Annotated in this window: 15 protein-coding genes; 4 read left to right on the top strand and 11 right to left on the bottom strand. The window is 62.7% G+C overall.

Going from position 1 to position 17220, the window contains the following annotated elements:
- Positions 1-7: 7 nt before the first annotated feature.
- The gene (locus tag FFI94_RS23165; protein WP_138869872.1) at positions 8-1393 is read right to left on the bottom strand and encodes a hypothetical protein; all 1386 of its coding nucleotides are present in this window, start codon (positions 1391-1393) and stop codon (positions 8-10) included.
- A 26-nt stretch (positions 1394-1419) separates the two neighbouring features.
- Positions 1420-2034: a TetR/AcrR family transcriptional regulator gene (locus FFI94_RS23160; protein ID WP_138869871.1), complete on the bottom strand. Its 615-nt coding sequence runs from the start codon at positions 2032-2034 to the stop codon at positions 1420-1422.
- Positions 2035-2151: 117 nt separating this feature from the next.
- Here FFI94_RS23160 and FFI94_RS23155 point away from each other — a divergent pair, with 117 nt between their 5' ends.
- From FFI94_RS23155 to FFI94_RS23145, 3 genes are read left to right on the top strand one after another with little or no spacing between them, the layout of a single operon-like run.
- Positions 2152-3420, top strand: a complete 1269-nt coding sequence (locus tag FFI94_RS23155) for a cytochrome P450 (RefSeq protein WP_138869870.1) — start codon at positions 2152-2154, stop codon at positions 3418-3420.
- A 47-nt stretch (positions 3421-3467) separates the two neighbouring features.
- Positions 3468-4220, top strand: coding sequence for an isocitrate lyase/phosphoenolpyruvate mutase family protein (locus FFI94_RS23150; RefSeq protein ID WP_138869869.1), 753 nt, complete (start codon positions 3468-3470; stop codon positions 4218-4220).
- Between the two features lie 2 nt (positions 4221-4222).
- Positions 4223-5242 (top strand): DUF2804 domain-containing protein, encoded by a 1020-nt coding sequence (locus FFI94_RS23145; RefSeq protein WP_138869868.1) that lies wholly within the window; start codon positions 4223-4225, stop codon positions 5240-5242.
- A 105-nt stretch (positions 5243-5347) separates the two neighbouring features.
- Here FFI94_RS23145 and FFI94_RS23140 read toward each other — a convergent pair whose 3' ends face one another.
- The 8 genes from FFI94_RS23140 to FFI94_RS23105 form a co-directional block, all read right to left on the bottom strand.
- On the bottom strand, positions 5348-6970 hold the full coding sequence (locus tag FFI94_RS23140; protein ID WP_138869867.1) for an amidohydrolase: 1623 nt from the start codon (positions 6968-6970) through the stop codon (positions 5348-5350).
- Between the two features lie 9 nt (positions 6971-6979).
- Entirely contained in the window at positions 6980-9166 is a 2187-nt protein-coding gene (locus FFI94_RS23135; protein WP_138869866.1) for an AAA family ATPase, read from the bottom strand.
- A 21-nt stretch (positions 9167-9187) separates the two neighbouring features.
- Entirely contained in the window at positions 9188-10024 is an 837-nt protein-coding gene (locus FFI94_RS23130) for a phosphatidylcholine/phosphatidylserine synthase (protein WP_138873353.1), read from the bottom strand.
- A 56-nt stretch (positions 10025-10080) separates the two neighbouring features.
- Positions 10081-10794, bottom strand: coding sequence for a phosphatidylserine decarboxylase (locus FFI94_RS23125; RefSeq protein WP_138869865.1), 714 nt, complete (start codon positions 10792-10794; stop codon positions 10081-10083).
- A gap of 146 nt (positions 10795-10940) precedes the next feature.
- Entirely contained in the window at positions 10941-11438 is a 498-nt protein-coding gene (locus FFI94_RS23120) for a hypothetical protein (RefSeq protein WP_185993293.1), read from the bottom strand.
- 26 nt (positions 11439-11464) lie between these two features.
- Entirely contained in the window at positions 11465-12472 is a 1008-nt protein-coding gene (locus FFI94_RS23115; protein WP_138869863.1) for a MerR family DNA-binding transcriptional regulator, read from the bottom strand.
- Entirely contained in the window at positions 12462-12908 is a 447-nt protein-coding gene (locus tag FFI94_RS23110) for a hypothetical protein (protein WP_138873352.1), read from the bottom strand. Before FFI94_RS23110 ends, FFI94_RS23115 begins: the two co-directional genes overlap by 11 nt.
- Before the next feature lie 35 nt (positions 12909-12943).
- Positions 12944-13411, bottom strand: coding sequence for an SRPBCC family protein (locus tag FFI94_RS23105; protein ID WP_138869862.1), 468 nt, complete (start codon positions 13409-13411; stop codon positions 12944-12946).
- A 172-nt stretch (positions 13412-13583) separates the two neighbouring features.
- Here FFI94_RS23105 and FFI94_RS23100 point away from each other — a divergent pair, with 172 nt between their 5' ends.
- The gene (locus tag FFI94_RS23100; protein ID WP_397495483.1) at positions 13584-15014 is read left to right on the top strand and encodes an amino acid permease; all 1431 of its coding nucleotides are present in this window, start codon (positions 13584-13586) and stop codon (positions 15012-15014) included.
- Here the strand turns inward: FFI94_RS23100 and FFI94_RS23095 are convergent.
- Entirely contained in the window at positions 14980-16233 is a 1254-nt protein-coding gene (locus FFI94_RS23095; RefSeq protein ID WP_138869861.1) for an FAD-binding oxidoreductase, read from the bottom strand. The genes FFI94_RS23100 and FFI94_RS23095 overlap by 35 nt on opposite strands.
- Between the last annotated feature and the right edge of the window lie 987 nt (positions 16234-17220).

Here is a 17220-nt window from a genome sequence, read left to right as displayed (position 1 = left end):
ACGGTAGTCAATGAGCGTCGGCTACGCCGGATTCTGCTGAATTGGAGTTGTGCGGCGCTCGTCTGACGGCGGCGCCGCACACCGCGATGATCGCTACGAAGAGGAGTGCGGTTCCGATTGTCTGGGCAGTGACGTAGTCGACGGGAAACGTGGGGAACGATTCTGCGGTCGGATCGGAATCGGATTTCAAGTAACTCCCTACGTAAATCGTCACTGTGGAGAGTTGATCAGTGAGTACAGCGATCGAGGTGAACGTCATTGCCGCGAATGGAATTGTCAGTCCGAGGGTGGCGTCGACCAGGCTGCCGGGAGCAAGCGCACCGAGCAATGCCGCTCCGCCGAACCCCAAGGCAGCGAGCTTCACCACGACGGAAACGGTTCCGTGCGCAGAGGCGAAAGGGAGAAGCTCCGACAAGGGCACCGCAGCAAGAATGACCACGGCGACGGTAGCGGGGACGAGCTTGCACAGTCGCAACCCCAGTGCGACGGCCACGCCGGTGGCGAGCACCGTAATCCAGGGAGATTCCAGCGACGCCCACTCGTCGAATCCGCCATTGAGGAGCATCAGCGTCGGTGCCGACGCGGCCGCGAGAGCTGTTGCGGCCCAGAGGAACTTGCCGCCTGCGCCGGACTGGTCGCCGAGCCGATGTGCTGCAAAGGCCGTCAGTGTCAATGCCGCTGCGGCGCACACGACCATGACGGCCCAGGCAGTGCCTTCACTCGCATACTTCTGGCGATCGATCACGGATCCCAGTACCCGGTGGCCGATTGCCAAGGCGAACACGGCAATGAGCGCGATGCGGATTTCGCCGGCGTCAGGGCGTCTGATGCGGAATCCGGACTGAGCGGTTATTGCGCACGCGATTGCCAGCACGGCAGTTGCTGCGAGAAGTGCCCAAGCCGGTTCGCCCACCGCGGAGGTACTCAGGCGCCCCGTTGTGGTGCCGAAGGCACGTGCGGACAAGAAACCGGCGATCACACCCAGGAGTACGCCGTTCTTAGCGGCGACCCGATCCCAGCTCGCGGCAACTGCGCAGCCCAGAATGACGCCCGCCGCAATGCTTTTGAGTACTTCGAGAGTGATCAGCAGGTCGAGAACGGCAACTTCCGGAACGGCAACCCGGATCAGTGTGATGATCGCTGTTGCCACGGCAACGGCGATCCAGGCTGCTCTTCGGGAACCGCTCCGCTGAGCCAGCGCACAGGTGAGGGCGGCTACGACTGCGCCGAGTGCAACCGAGGTGGGACCGCTGCTGATCCAGCGGTCGAGTTCGGACTGCGAGGCGACAATCGCCCAGTCCTGCAGTGGTGGGTTGGTCAGGGCGAAGGCGGCAAGTGCCCCCGACGCGAGTGCCGCGAGGGTGGTGAGGATCGCTCGGAAATCGACTGGCATCGAACCAACCTATCGCGGGCACGCTCTCAGGCCGGCGGGGTCAACGCGGGAAACCAGATGTCGGTCAGGACTTCGGCAGCCACGTCGGCGCCTGCGGTGATGGCGCCCTGCTCTGCCCAGCGGATGAAAAACCGTTCGATCTGGGTGAGTAGCAGTTCAACTCGGAGTTTTGCCTCGTCGTGGCGCTCCTGTGGCCAGCGGGCAAGGTACGACGTCATCGCATTGGGGAGCGCCGAGATGCCGTCGCGGGCGAGGGCACGAAATTCGGGTTCGAGAACCATGGCCTCGTCCCACGCGCGCATCAGGTGGTGGTGATCGCGGCACCAGTCGAGTGTGCGGTTGATCCACGCCGCAAATTCTGCGCGTGAACCGGAATCGAGGACGTGGTCGAGGTCCTGGAATATCGCGAGTGTGCTGATGACGACGGAGTTGGAACCGAGGGCTTTGAGTATGTCGAGTTTGCCGGGGAAGTGCAGATAGAACGTGGCCCGGCTACACCCGACTGCGGCCGCGATGTCTTCCACGGTGACGGCTGCGTAGCCCCGTTCGGTGAACAGAGCGTCGGCGGCGGCCACCAGGTCGGCGCGGGTCTGCAGCTTCTGCTTTTCGCGCAGAGTCGGTTTGGCGGCGGTGTCTGTCATTGAAGGAATCTTACGGCTGTCGACGAGTTTGCACGAGACTATCCGTCTGTCACTTGACAGGCCGTTAGTGAAAGCTACTCTGTGGTGCAGGGCACAATCGACCGATCAGAGGACGCCATGACAATCTCGGACGCAACGCGCACACCTGACCTGCCAGCCGGATTCGACGTCACCGACCCCGGCCTCCTCGGCGAGCGGATTCCGTTCGAGGAGTTCGCCGAACTTCGCCGCAATGCACCGGTCTGGTGGTGCGAACAACCGCCCACCGTCGGCGGATTCCAGGACGACGGCTACTGGGTTGTCTCCCGCCATGCGGACGTCAAAGAGGTCAGCCAGCGCAGCGATATCTTCTCGAGCTGGGAGAACACCGCCATCGCACGCTTCGCCGACGACATGCCGCGCGAGGCAATCGAGATGCTGCGGCACCTGCTCCTCAACAAGGATGCGCCGGAGCACACCAAACTCCGCAAGCTGATTTCCAAGCTGTTCACCCCGCGTGCGATCAACGGTATGCGCGATGAATTGGACCGCCGCGCTCGCAACATCGTCGACACCGCTGTAGGTGAAGGCCCGGGTGATTTCGTGAAGCAGATCGCCAGTGAACTGCCGCTGCAGGCGATCGCGGATCTTATCGGCGTGCCGCAGGACGATCGCGACAAGCTGTTCAAGTGGTCCAACGAGATGATGGGCTACGACGATCCCGAGTACGTGGGTGATCCGGCTGTCGCGTCCACCGAGGTACTTGGATACGCGTACCAAATGGCCGATGCGCGTCGCAGTTGCCCGGCCGACGACATCGTCACCACACTGGTGCAGGCCGACATCGACGGCGACGCCCTGAGCCCCGAAGAGTTCGGATTCTTCGTCCTGATCCTCGCGGTGGCGGGTAACGAGACAACCCGAAATGCCATCACCCACGGCATGATTGCGTTCCTCGAGAATCCCGAGCAGTGGGAGCTGTACAAGAAGGAGCGGCCCAAGACCACGGCTGACGAGATCGTCCGCTGGGCAACACCGGTCACCGCGTTCCAGCGCACCGCCCTCGAGGACACCGAACTCGCCGGCGTCTCGATCAAGAAGGGGCAGCGGGTGGTCATGCTGTACAGCTCCGCCAACTTCGACGAGGACGTGTTCGAGGATCCGATGACCTTCGACATCACCCGTAACCCCAATCCTCACTTGGGTTTCGGTGGAACGGGTGCGCACTTCTGCATCGGCGCGAACCTTGCCCGCATGGAGATCGACCTGATGTTCAACGCACTCGCCGACAACGTCCCGGACATCACCAAGATCGGTGATCCCCGTCGCCTGCGCTCGGGTTGGATCAACGGCATCAAGGAGTTCCAGGTGGATTACAAGAGCACGGGCTGCCCCGTAGCTCACTAGAGTCGGTAGGTGAGAGGTTTGCACCTACGTACCGAAGGAGCCACCGCATGACATCGATCAACGACAAGGCCACCGCTCTACTGGCATTGCACCAGCCAGGCAACACCGTCATTCTGCCAACGGTGTGGGATGCGTGGTCGGCAAATCTTGCGGTGGCCGCCGGTTTCGCGGCCCTGACCGTGGGCAGCCACCCCGTATCGGATTCCATCGGCAAGCCGGACAACGAAGGCATCACGTTCGGTGAGTTGGTGCGTCGGATCAAGCAGATCACGGGGGCCGTCGACGCTCCCATCTCCGTGGACATCGAGAGTGGCTACGGACTCGAACCCGCTGTGCTCATCGAAGGGTTGATCGATGCCGGCGCTGTCGGTCTCAACATCGAGGACACCGTGCACAGTGAGGGTGGCCGTCTGCGCGAGGCGCAGGAGCACGCCGACTTCGTGGGTGGGCTTCGCCAGGCCGCCGACGCCGCCGGTGTGCACGTAGTTGTCAACGCGCGCACCGACTTGTTCGTCAAGCAGGTGGGTGACGAGGCCGATCGGGTGGACCGGGCCATTGCTCGACTGAAATTGGCCGCGGATGCGGGTGCCGATGTTCTCTACCCCGTCGGACGCCACGACGACGCGGTTCAGCGTCGTCTGACGTCGGAGCTTCCGCTGCCGGTCAATGCAATCGGTATTCCGGATCAGGACGACCCGGCCAGTTTCGGGCCGCTCGGCGTAGCCCGCGTGAGCTTCGGGCCGTTTTTCCAGATGGCGTTGTCGAATCAGGCCAACGAGATCCTGGGGCGCTGGAAGTAACTATGCAGAATGTGATGTCGCCAGGCCCGCTTCTCGATGCGCGTGGGCACCTCGTAGAGGCGGGTTGGGCGCCGTCGGAGGTCAAGAGCTACCAGCGGTCCGCCGTTCGGGCACCGAAGTTCCGACTCAAGGAGTGGGATTACTACTGCGTGCTCACACCGGAATACGGCATTGCGCTGACCGTCGCGGACAACGGATACATGGGTTTGCTCGGGGTGTCGTGGCTGGATTTCACTACTCCGCGTGAGGTCACGGAAAACGTCATGCTGCCCTTCCCGATGGGCAAGCTGGGTTTGCCGTCCAGTGCGGACTCCGGCGACGTTGTCGTGTCGAAAGGCAAGGCGCGCTTCGAGTTCAGGCATGTCGACGGTGGTCGTCGGCTGATCGTGGACTACCCGGCTTTCGACGGTGGTAAGGGATTGCACGCGGATCTGTTTCTCGAAAGCCCCGACGACGATCGAATGGTGATCGCCACACCGTTTCCGAAGGCTCCGCGCTCGTTCTACTACAACCAGAAGGTCAACTGCCTGCCCGCGACCGGAACGGTTCGAGTCGGTGCCCAGGAGTTTGGATTTGCTTCGGAAGATGCTTTCGGAGTGCTGGATTGGGGCCGCGGAGTCTGGACCTACGACAACACGTGGTACTGGGGTTCGGCATCGGGATTGGTGAACGGCGAGCGATTCGGCTTCAACATCGGCTACGGGTTCGGGGACACCGCAGCGGCCAGTGAGAACATCGCGTTTGTGAATGGTGTTGCGCACAAACTGGATCGGCTCGAGTTCGAGATCCCGCAGGGTACCTACGACGGTGCGCCGTGGAAGTTCAGCAGCAACGACGGCCGCTTCGAGATGAAGTTCGAACCGATCATCGACAGGGCCGCGACCTTCGACGTCGGGGTGCTGCGGTCCATTCAGCACCAGGTGTTCGGCCGGTTCACCGGAACCGTGGTTCTCGACGGCGGTACAGCGGTGGAAGTTCGCGACCTCCTCGGATTTGCCGAGGAGGTGCGCAACCGCTGGTAGGGGAGGAAGCTGGCACCGTTTGTGTGAGGCGAGCACCCTTTCCGGTCTGCGGGAAGCAGTGTTCGCTGTGCACAAACCGTGCTAGCTTCGCCGACGGACTCGTAGTTACCGGATGTCTGTGAGTTCTCCGTACACCGTTCGCCCTTCGAGAATGGTGGCGCGTACCTCGATGCCGGCCAATTCGGTGGGCAGCACATCGAGGGGGTTTGCCGAGAGCACAACAAGATCCGCGTAGCCGCCCGGGAAAATTGCGCCGATGCTCTCTTCACTGAAGAGTTGCCAAGCGGCATTGACGGTGTGAGCGCGCAGGGCGGCGTTGACGGGAATGCGTTCCTCCGGCGCACGCACCTGGCCACTGGGCGAGAGCCGCGTGACCGCGTCCTGCATGTTCCGCAGCGGATTGGCCGGGGTGACCGGGCCGTCGTTGTGGAAGGTGAACCGTTGCCCGGCGGCAAGGGCGGAACCTGCTGCCGCCCACGCTCCGCCGTGCTCGGGGCCGAACAGGTCGTCGACCAACACGTCGCCCCAGTAGTGGAGGTGATCGATGAAGATACTGACGGTGACGCCCAGTTGCGTGGCCCGGCGGAATTGATCCGCGCGCATGGCGCCGACGTGTTCGAGGCGCAAGCGGTGATCGCGGCGCGGATATTCCTGCAGCAGTTGCTCCCACGCGTCGAGCACCATGGTGATCGCGTCGTCGCCGTGGGCGTGGCACGCGATCTGCCACCCCTGCTCGAAGTAGGCGGCGCTGATGTCGTGGATCTGTTCGCCGGTGTAGTTGGCATGGCCGTGGGTGCAGGCGATTCCGAGTCCGCGAGTAGCTGCGGTGTCCAGGTACGGGAAACTGGTCGCGACGTTACCGACCCACGGTGAACCGTCGGACCAGACCTTGATGCCGATCTGCTTGACCAGATCATCGCCCTCGCCGGGGGTGGCATCGGTGGTGCGTTCCGGCGTCGACATTTCGTAGAGACGGAACCTGGTGGTGAGTCCGCCGGCATCGGCAATTGCTTTCAAAGCCGGGCGCATTCGTGGGTCGAACGACATTTCGGCAACGGTGGTGATGCCAGCTGCATTGAGTCGGGCGCACTCGGCGGCCAACAGTTGGGGATAGTCGCTCCCGATGGTCATCGCATGGCCGGCAACGGCAAACACGGCGGGTGTCTCGTAGGCTGCGCCGTCGAGTTCCCCCGATGAATCGTGGCCGTACGATCCGCCGATCGGATCGGGGGTGTCTCGGGTAATCCCGGCTTGTGCCGCGGCGGCAGTGTTGAAGTAGGCGACGTGGCCAGAATTGTGCATGATGACGAGGGGATGATCAGGAGCAACCATGTCGAGCCATGCGAGCGTGGGTTCGGGTAGCCCCTTCTGGAGCAGCGGATCCCAACCGTTGAGGGAAGCGCCGGACGCACCGCGGGCGGCCACGGTGTCGATGACGGTGGCAACGACGGTATCCGCACCGGCGATGGTGACGGGGCGGATGTCGACAACCGCAGGGCCGAGCACGATGGCTTCTTCCAGTGGATGCCCGTGCGGTTCGATGAATCCTGGTAGGACGGCGGCAGTTCCGAGGTCCACCACGTGGGTGCTGCCACCGATAAACGACTCGATCTCGGCTCTCTCACCCACCGCAGTGATCCGCCCGCCGGTCACGGCCAGCGCGTTCGCGTGCGGAACGTCCTCGTGCATGGTGACGATGTCGCCGTACAGAACAAGATCAGCGTCCATGGTGAGTCCTCATCGGTTGTCGGCGTACGCCTGCAGGTGGGCGACTTGCTCGGGATCGAGTGATGGGCGGACCTTTTCGCGCGCGGTGGCCACATCGGCGGCGGTCACGTCGGCTGCGTCCATGCTGCGGCGCATGGCTGCCAGGGCAGCTTCACGCAACAGCGCTGAGCAGTCGGCTGCCGAGTAGCCTTCCAGATCCACGGCCAGTGCATCGAGGTCGACATCCTCCGCCAGCGGCACAGACTTGCCGGACGCCTTGAGAATTGCCTTGCGTGCGTCTGCATCCGGCGGCGGGACAAACACCAGGCGTTCCAGTCTGCCTGGCCGCAGCAGTGCGGGGTCGATCAGATCGGGACGGTTGGTGGCGCCGAGCACGACCACATCGCGCAGCGGTTCGACGCCGTCCATCTCCGTCAGCAGTGCAGCGACGACGCGATCCGACACCCCGGAGTCGGAACTCTGCCCGCGGCGCGGGGCGAGGGCGTCGATTTCGTCGAGGAAGATGAGCGAGGGCGCGGAATCGCGGGCGCGCTGGAACAATTCACGTACTGCCTTTTCCGAGGCGCCCACCCACTTGTCCATCAGCTCGGCACCCTTGACGGCGTGCACGCTCAGGTGGCCCGAGCTGGCAAGCGCGCGAACAAGATACGTCTTGCCGCAGCCGGGTGGACCGTAGAGGAGTACGCCGCGGGGCGGGTCGACACCGAGGCGGGCAAAGGAATCGGGGTGCTGCAGCGGCCAGAGCACCGCTTCGGTGAGTGCCTGCTTGGTTTCGACCATGTCGCCGACGTCGTCGAGAGTGACACTGCCGATGGACAGTTCTTCGGTGCTGGACCGGGACAGCGGCCGGATCACGTCGAGGGCTCCTACGAGGTCCTCCTGGGTAATCTCCGGGGCTTCGGCGGATTTGGACGCTCTGGTCGCGGCTCGGAGTGCGGCTTCGCGGCACAATGCCGCAAGGTCGGCAACCACAAAGCCGGGAGCACGGGAGGCGATGGCGTCGAGTTCCAGAGTGCCGGTGGGAACTCTGCGAAGCAGCAGTTCGAGGAGCGCTTTGCGGGTGGCTCCGTCGGGCAGGCTCAGGGAGAGTTCACGGTCGCACAGGTCTTGACCGCGCACGCGGGCGTCGACGGCTTCGGGGTGAGCGGACGTCGCCACGAATGCGACCCCGGGAGTGGCGACAGCGCTGCGCAGCTGCTCGAGGATGAGCGCGGAGACGGGTTCCGGTGTGGCGGGCAGTAGTGCGTCGATGTCGCTGATCAGGAGGACTCCGCCGCCGCGCACTGCGGCTACGGCGTCGACGATGCGCTGGAGGCGGGTATTCGGTTCGGTTGCACCAACTCCGGGGCCGTCGAGTTCCACGAGCTTTCGCGCCGAGAGAACCGATCGGGCCAGTGTCGCCTTGCCGACTCCGGCGGGTCCGGTGATCAGAACACCGAGGTGTGGGGAGGCGCCGAGGGTGCGCAGTAGTTCCGGTTCGTCGAGCGCCAGGCCGAGCCATTCGGTGAGTTTGGCGGCCTGCGTCTGAGCGCCTACGAGGTGGTCGAGGGGAACGGAAGGGGTGGGTTCGACCGAAACTGAGGCAGAGGAAACTGAGGCAGAGGCCGAGGCCGAGACAGCAGTAGATACAGCGGCGGCTGTTCCCCAGTCCACCGCCGAATTCGGCTGCACACTGACCGGCCCACCTGCCGGGTCGACGCCCGTGACGGTGAGCAGTTCCGACGTCCAGGCGACACCGAAGGTGCGGGAAAGAGCTTGAGTGGCTTCGGAAGTGCTGGTGCCGGGGCCCAGATCGCGGGGCAGAAGCGAGACGGTGTCGCCGACGCTCACGACTTTGCCGAGCAGCGCCTGACGTAGAACGGTGGGGCTGATCGACTGGGTTGCCATGGTGGAACCGGTGACGGAGACGGATCGCGCTCCGTACACCGTCACCGGACCCACCACGACGGAAGAGTTTTCGGTGAGTCCCACGTTGGACATCGTGACGTCGTCCAGCAAGATCGTGCCTGCCGGTGTTCCGGTGGGGGCCCGGCCCGCCACGGCTGCGGTTCCGCGCGCACCCATCAAGGCGATGGCATCCCACTCACGGATACCCAACGCGGCCAATGCTTCGGGATGCAGGCGCACAACACCGCGTCGTAAATCTGCGGCGGAGGTGTTGAGTCGGACAGTCAGGGCGAGTTCCGGCGAAGTCACATACCGAGACTACGTCCTGACCTACCGAGGCCGACGTAAGCCGAGGCGCACCATCGAGCGTCGTCCGCCCGCTGTGGGCTGACGGCGGATCGCCCGACGTTCCGACGGCTTGATGTTCCACGTTTCCGGGCGTGCCGCCACCCAGCGCTTGGAGTGGACGGCAAACGGAATGTGGACCAGGTAGATCGCAACGAGAACGATCAGCAGCACGTACGGGAAGGTGATGAGTGCGGCTGCGGTCAAGGCCACGAGCACCAGCAGCGCAGCAGCCATGTGCGGCGGTACGGATACCGATTTCATGGCCAGGGTCGGGATGCGGCTGACGATCAGAGCCGCGGAGAACAACATCCACACGACGACAACTACCTGCGACGACCACCACCCGTCGCCCCACTGGATGGTTGCAGTCAGGGGAGTGAGGGCGATCAGGGCGCCTGCGGGAGCGGGCACTCCGACGAAGTACTCGCGGGCGTAAGCGGGCACGTCGTCTTCGTCGAGGAGGGTGTTGAACCGGGCCAAACGAAGCACGATGCTCACGGCGTAGACCAACGCGATGATCCAGCCGAAGTTGGTGTCGTCCAACAACGTCACGTACAGGACCAACGCCGGGGCAACGCCGAACGAGATGGCATCGGACAGCGAATCGAGCTCGGCACCGATTTTGCTGGTCGCGTCGAGAAGTCGGGCGATCCGGCCGTCGAGTGAATCGAGAACCGCGGCGGCGCCGACCATCGCGAGCGAGATGCCCGGCTCTCCGTCGAGTGCGAACTTGACGGCGGACAGGCCCGCACACAGCGCGAGGATCGTGATGACGGACGGCAACAACCGCACGGCTTGGGTGCGTTTGGGCACCTTCATGGCCGGGCTGGTTGTCACCACCGGTCTCTTCACGGCTGGCTTCATTCTCGGTGTCTTCACGGTAGTTGCGCGATGACGGTTTCAGCACCGATTGTGCGCTGACCGGGTTCGACCAGCAAGGTCGTTCCGGCCGGGAAGTACGTGTCGACGCGTGAGCCGAATCGGATCAGCCCGTAGGTATCACCGATGGGGAGGGCGTCGCCGACACCCGCGTAGCAGACGATACGACGCGCGAGCAGGCCGGCGATCTGTACGACGGCGACGTCGTGTCCGGTCGCGGTCTCGATGAGCATGCTGTTGCGCTCGTTGACCTCGCTGGCATCGGCAAGGTCTGCGGAGAGAAACTTGCCGGGCTGATGAACAACCGTTTTGACGGTGCCCCCGACGGGAGCGCGCTGGACATGTACGTCCAGAACAGACAGGAAGATGCTCACCCGGGGGCGGGGTTCGCTGCCCAGATTCAGCTCGGCCGGCGGGACTGCATTGTCGACCAATGCGACCTCGCCGTCAGCCGGCGCTACGACGACGCCGATGCGGTTCGGCGGCACCCGATGCGGGTGACGGAAGAACGTGGCGCACGCAGCGGCGGACGCCAAACCGGCGCGACGCACCCACTTGCGGTTGCGGCCCAGGGCAGCAACACCCAGCGGAGCGAGCACAAACGGCAGGCCGGCGGGATGAAGCGGCGGAATCGCATGACGAACCAGATCGACGATATGTCCGATCCCGGTGGGTTGCGGGGTTCCGGGGGGTGTGGGTCGGCGTGCCACAGGCTCCTCTAACTACTCGGTCGGTTTACTGCTGGCCGCACTGACAGTACGGGGCGTCGTGCACCACTAGATTACGTCAGGACCGCCTCGGTGATGCCCTGCTGAGTCCCTACGTGCTAGTCGCACAGGACACAGTATCCGGGCACTCATCTCTGCGGTACCCGATAGCGTCCGCCCCAGATCATGGAGCCGCAGTAGCCGAGCACACCGATCAGGTAAAGAGCGGTCGGAACGGCGAGTAACCACACGCTGACGGAATCAGCCGTGACCGTGCCCGCGACCGCTGTCATCGCGGCGAGTAACAGTACGGTGGCAGTTCCAAGCCATTCGAGGTCTTCGGAAATTCTTCGATCGAACTCCGCGCGGTTGACCGGGTCCGTCCAGTACCGATGCGCGTTCTGGTTCGGGAGGTTGATCGCGTGCCGGGGAACGCGGGGGATCAGGACCCTCGCCGCTGCGGCCGCCAGGGTGAAGCCGATACCGATTCCACCGATCGGGCCGAGGAACGACCACTTCGAATCCCACCGGGTTACCGCGCCGGACGAGCCGAACTGGCCGGGAATCTCGTCGCCTGCTGTTGCTGCCACCCACATCCAGGCAATGGCAAATATGCCGAACGCGAGCCACAACACTGTCCGCGACATTGCTTTCATCGTGGGCAACTCTATTACTACGTCTGTGCAGCCCGAATCGGCATCAAGTACGAGAAGAACCCGGCGTGATCGGCGGTGCGGACAGCGAGGGGGAGCGCCGCGCCGCTTGCCCGAATCACCAGTGCCCGACCGGGTTGGGCTGCTGCGGCTTCGCGCAGTCGCTGGCGATCGACCAGTACCCGGAATTGCTCGTCGGGAACCATCCCTGCCGGATCGACCCGAGTGTCACCGCCGGCGTCGACGCTGACAACGGCTGTTCTGGCGGTGCCGTTGAGTAGAGCGGCGAGTTTGTCGCCGCTCAATTCGGCTGCGTCACAGTGTTCGTGAAGGATCCGGTGATCGGGGAACTCGCCGTCCTCGATGAGCGGGCTCGACACCTCTCCACCTGGGTACGACGCGGTCACCGTGCGGGTGGAGAAGGTGAGCGTCACGACGCCGGCGATGTCCCGGATCAGTCGGGCAAAGGCGAGTGGCACAACCGCCGAGACAGTCAGGGCGGCGCGCACGCGCACTTCTGCGACCGCGAGACGGTATCGATCGGTGGTCACAAACGCCGCGACGCCGTCATGAATGTCGATGTGGACGCCGCGAAGGATCGGAAATTCGGAGTCCTCGTCCACCGCAAAAAGCACGGCGTCGAGTGCGCGTCGTACATCCCAGGAATCGAGGTCGACGCCAGTGGCGGTCGGCCGGGAATCGATGAGCCGATGGATTCGGTCGAGTTCGGCGCGGGCGTCAGCGAGTCCGTCTTCGAGATTGCGCAGGTGTGCGTCCAACCGGGAGTGTGGGTCCGGACCGGTCAGGACTGCTGTCATCTCCCGAACCGGGACCCCGACGCGCCGCATTCCCGCGATCAGTCGTGCGTCGCGGAGTTGGTTGTCGGTGTACCAGCGATAACCGGTGTGCGGGTCGACGGAGTGCGGAACAAGCACGCCTTCCTTGTCGTAGAACCGCAGCGCGCTGACCGGTAGCGCCGACGCCCTCGCCATCTCACCGATCGTCAGGAGCGCGCGGCTAGTGGTCACGGGTCAATTCTGCCCGCAGTCGTTCGATACCACTGCGGATCATGTGGCCGTACTCGTCGTCGCCGAGGGCTCCGACGGCCTTTTGTGCTTGTGTGAGATGCAGGTGGGCCTCGGCGTCCCGGCCGAGCTTCTTGTAGTCGGCGGCAAGGTTGAGATGCAGCGACGGGTAGAAACCGGCAACCTGCAACGTTGCATGGTGTTTCTGCGCTCGCGCATCGGTCAGTGAATCAGCCGCCTCTAGCGCGCGTAGATCCCACGCAAGCTCGACGGCGGGATCGTCTTGAACGTCGGCCATGTAGTGGGCGAGGGTGACCACGTGCAACGGATCTGCGCCGACGTCACGCCACACGTTCTCGAACGCAGAGCGAGCCCCGACTCGATCGCCGGAGCTCGCCAATTCCTGTGCCTGCATTATTCGATTCATCACGGGATCCATGAACGAAGATCCTGAAGCCTCGACCTGGTCGAGGGTCAAGCGAGAACGCTGGCTGCTTCCGCTTCCTTCTTCACCCGGTCGAGGGTGGCGTTCATGCCCTTGACGAGTTCGACCTCGAAGCTGTCGTTGCCACCGAAAACCGTCTTGACCAGGAACTGCGAGACCTGTGACGTTCCGGTGGGAGCTTCACGACGCTCGGTGAGCTTGGTTCCGGTTTCGGTTGCTTCGAGGTTGTAGGACCAGATAGTGCGGTTCTCGGCGATGCGGAAGGCGACGGACTTGTTCGGCTCGAACCGAACAACCTTGGCGGTTGTCGGCCAGACGAGCAGGCCCTTGCGGTTGATGTTCACGGTCTTGGCGCCCTCACGGACGGTGCCGCCGATGACCTTCATCTTCTTGCACTGGGGGCTCCATTCGCCCATCCGCTGGAGGTCGGCGACGATCGCCCACACATCCTGCGGGGATGCATTGATGTCGATGCTGGCTTCGAGGGTGTTGGACAACGGCTTCTCCAGTCAATTTGGTGATACGACGAGTTACAAACACTTTGGTCGAAGGGTACGTGATCCGTCAAGAGTCCGTGTGCCTCGAGTCACTGTACGGGCAGGTGGGAGGGGTGCGCGGGAGGCTGCGGGGAGGTAGCGGAGAATAGACGGCGCGCGAAACCGCGCACGCATGTCTGCCACCCGACTGGAGTACCGAGTGAACACCGACGCCTTGCCCGAGAAACGGGCTGGACTCAAGAGGGGGCTGACGGCGCGGCACATTCGTTTCATTGCTCTGGGATCGGCAATCGGAACGGGACTCTTCTACGGCAGTGCCGAAGCGATCAAGCGGGCCGGGCCGTCGGTTCTGCTGGCCTACCTGATCGGTGGCCTAGCGGTGTACCTCGTGCTGCGCGCTCTCGGTGAGATGGCAGTGCGAAACCCGGTTTCCGGTTCGTTCAGTGAATACGCCAATCAGCATCTGGGGCCGCTCGCCGGATTCATGACGGGGTGGACGTACACGTTCGAGATGGTGATCGTCTGTCTCGCCGACGTCACCGCGTTCGGTCTGTACATGCAGTTCTGGTTCCCGGACGTGCCGCGCTGGATCTGGGTTCTGGCAGTCGTCTTCTTCATCGGCGCGTTGAACCTCTTGAGCGTCAAGGTGTTCGGTGAGCTCGAATTCTGGTTCACGCTCGTCAAGATCACCGCAATTATCGCCATGATCGCAGGTGGTATCGCCATCATCGTGTTCGGCTTCGGAGTCCACGAGACCGACACGGGCCTGAGCAACCTGTGGTCCGACGGCGGGTTCTTCGCTACCGGTATCGGCGGGTTCCTGGCGTGCTTCGCCATCGTGATGTTCGCGTTCGGTGGTACCGAGATCATCGGAATCACCGCCGGTGAGGCAGAAGACCCGGCGCGCACGATCAGGAAAGCGGTCAATACCGTTCCGGTGCGCATCATTTTGTTCTACATCTGCACTCTCGCAGTCATCATGATCATCATTCCGTGGCAGACCATCACCTCGGACAACAGCCCATTTGTGCAGATCTTCGAGAACCTCGGATTGGGCACCGCCGCTTCGATACTCAACATCGTGGTCATCACCGCGGCTTTGTCGGCCATCAACAGCGACGTATTCGGGGCCGGCCGCATGATGTTCGGCATGTCCCACGCCGGTCAGGCGCCGCAGGTCATGAAGAAGGTATCGCGCAACGGAGTTCCGTGGATGACCGTTGTCATCATGACCGTCGCGTTGTTGGTCGGCGTGGTGCTCAACTACCTGATCCCGGATCAGGTTTTCCTCGTGATTGCGTCTCTCGCGACCTTCGCCACGATCTTCGTGTGGGTCATGATTTTGCTGTCGCAGTACCGTTCCCGACGCCAGATGAGCGCCGACGAAACAGCGGCACTGAAGTTTCCAGTGCCGCTGTGGCCGTACGGTCAGATCTTCGCGATCGTGTTCTTGACCTTCGTCGTCATTCTGCTGGGCATCATGTCCGAGACCCGGGTTGCACTGGCGGCCGGGGCAGTGTGGCTCGTCCTGCTGGCCGGCGCGTACTACAAGTGGGTGAAACCCGCCGTCAGCGAAGTGGATCGAAGTGGCGCATCACAGTAGGCATAGTGCCTGCTGTCATGGACTCCGCCATCATCTTTCCGGTCAACGGACCCAGCGCGATACCCCACATGCCATGACCACCTGCGACGTGGACGCGCGGCGACTTCGTAGCTCCGATCAGGGGCAATCCGTCAGTGGTGCAGGGACGCGAGCCGACCCATTCCTCTTCACGCGCAGTCCAGTCGATGCCGCGGAGCATGGGCTTTGCGGCGTCGATGATCGCCTGCACTCGACGCGGATCCAGTTGGGCATCGGGGCTGCGGAACTCCATCATTCCGGCGACCCGGAATCTGTCATGCAATGGCGTGCACGCGACGCGCTGGGTGGGAAAGTACACCGGGTTTTTCGGCAAGTGATCGGGTGTGACGCTGAAGCTGTATCCGCGTCCCGCCTGCACCAGCTTGCGAACACCGAACGGTGCTGCCAGCTTGTTCAACCGAGCGCCGCTGGAAATGACGACGGCATCTGCTGTGCGTGAATCGCCGCGGGCGGAGCGAACACTCACGCCGCCGGCGCGATCATCGATGGACGCGACATCAAATCCGGTGACGATGTCTGCGCCGCGCTCACGGACGGCATCGGCCAGCGAGTTCACGAACTGCGGGGGATCGATGAAACGCTGACCCCGGAGCCGGATTCCGGCCTTCACTCCGGTACCGAGGGTCGGCTCGAGCGAGTGGATCGCGTCGTGGTCGAGGAGATCGAAATCGACTTCGCCGCCTGCGGCCTCGACGTGGTGGAACTCGTCCACCAGAGTCTGGCGATCCTGCTCCGAGGCAAACGCGGCGAGGAACGGATCAGCCAAGCGGGTGTGCTCCCGGACGCCACCGTCGGCAAGCTCGTCGAATGCGCCCAGCGCCGTTCGGTTCACTTCCGTGTAGACGGACATTGCTTCCTGCCACTTCGACGGCGTGCAGTGACGGGCGAAGCCGACCAGGAACCGGATCAATTTCAGATCCGTCGTCAGCGGGACATACACCGGTGACGACGGGCTGAGCATCGCACGCAGGCCGTATTGAAGGACAGCAGGTTCGGGAAGGGGAAGCGTGAGTGCGGGTGCTAGCCAGCCGGCGTTTCCCCAGCTTGCGTCAGCGGCGACGCCATCCCGATCGACGACGGTGACGTCGACTCCACGTTCTTGCAGGAACCAGGCCGTCGACAATCCGACCATGCCTGCGCCGACCACGACCACACGATCGGGGCTCTGACGAGTTCCCATGACCTTCTCCTTTGCTCCGCTGACATCCGAGACGCCGGTCACACCGGGTCTGCTTCAAGCATGGGCTGGGGAGTGGGTGAAAGGAGTGGCCGTTCGGCCACAGCTTCGGAGGATGTGTTGTGCATGTGCACAGGCCGCCCGAGTTTGAAATGTTCGCAGATGCACGCAACCACGAGTGAGGTGGCGCATCCGGTCAGCGTGGAGGTGAGTTGCGTGCAGACAGGTGCGTATTCGTTGGAGAAGCGTCGGGCTGAGACGGGCTAACGACCGAGTTCTCTGCGGCGCGGGGTTGATGCCCGTGCCTAGACGCTGAGTGTGCCATCACGTCCGATGTAGAACCGGTCTCATGGTGGGGCTCGAAATTGCTGATTTTCGCTCGCAGGAGGCTGAAATTTGACGCCATCTCGTTTGTTTAACTAAGGAAATGAATAAATTTTCCATATGTGGCCGATCTTGCGGTAGGCACTTTAAGGTTAGTACTAAAGTATTAAGCGCGCCCGGAAAGTTGCTCGTTTCTGCTACTTTAGTACCCATAATTCTCGAAAATAGGTGGTCGGCTTACGACTTTAGGATTAGTTAGCAGAATCCTTTGAGTGAAGGTAAATGGGTCCGCCAAGCCTCCTGAAAAAACTTTCTTCAAAAAACTGTTACAAGTTCCACCGATACGGGCTATGGTGACAACCATCACATAAGCGGCAGTGGTGAACGGCTCCCGGACTTTAGATCAAGACTTCTAGGTTGTTGTTCGATATTTGGGAATCTCGATAGAACTCACGGCGATCGAACATGGCACCAGTTGATTGGAGGAACGAATGCATACCGACGTTGCCAATTAGATTATCGCGTGGTTCCAGATTGTTAGAGGAGCGAAATAACCTCTTCCTTACGTGGTTGGACGTGGATCGCGAATGGATTTCACATCATTCGGACTCGAAATATATTTATTGTATACGATTCGAATTTCGGTAGTAAACTAGTATCTTTCTT

This window comes from Rhodococcus sp. KBS0724 (assembly GCF_005938745.2).
Classification (GTDB): domain Bacteria; phylum Actinomycetota; class Actinomycetes; order Mycobacteriales; family Mycobacteriaceae; genus Rhodococcus_F.
The sequence above is the reverse complement of the archived record's forward strand: the minus strand, read 5'-3'. Positions and strand labels throughout refer to the sequence as shown.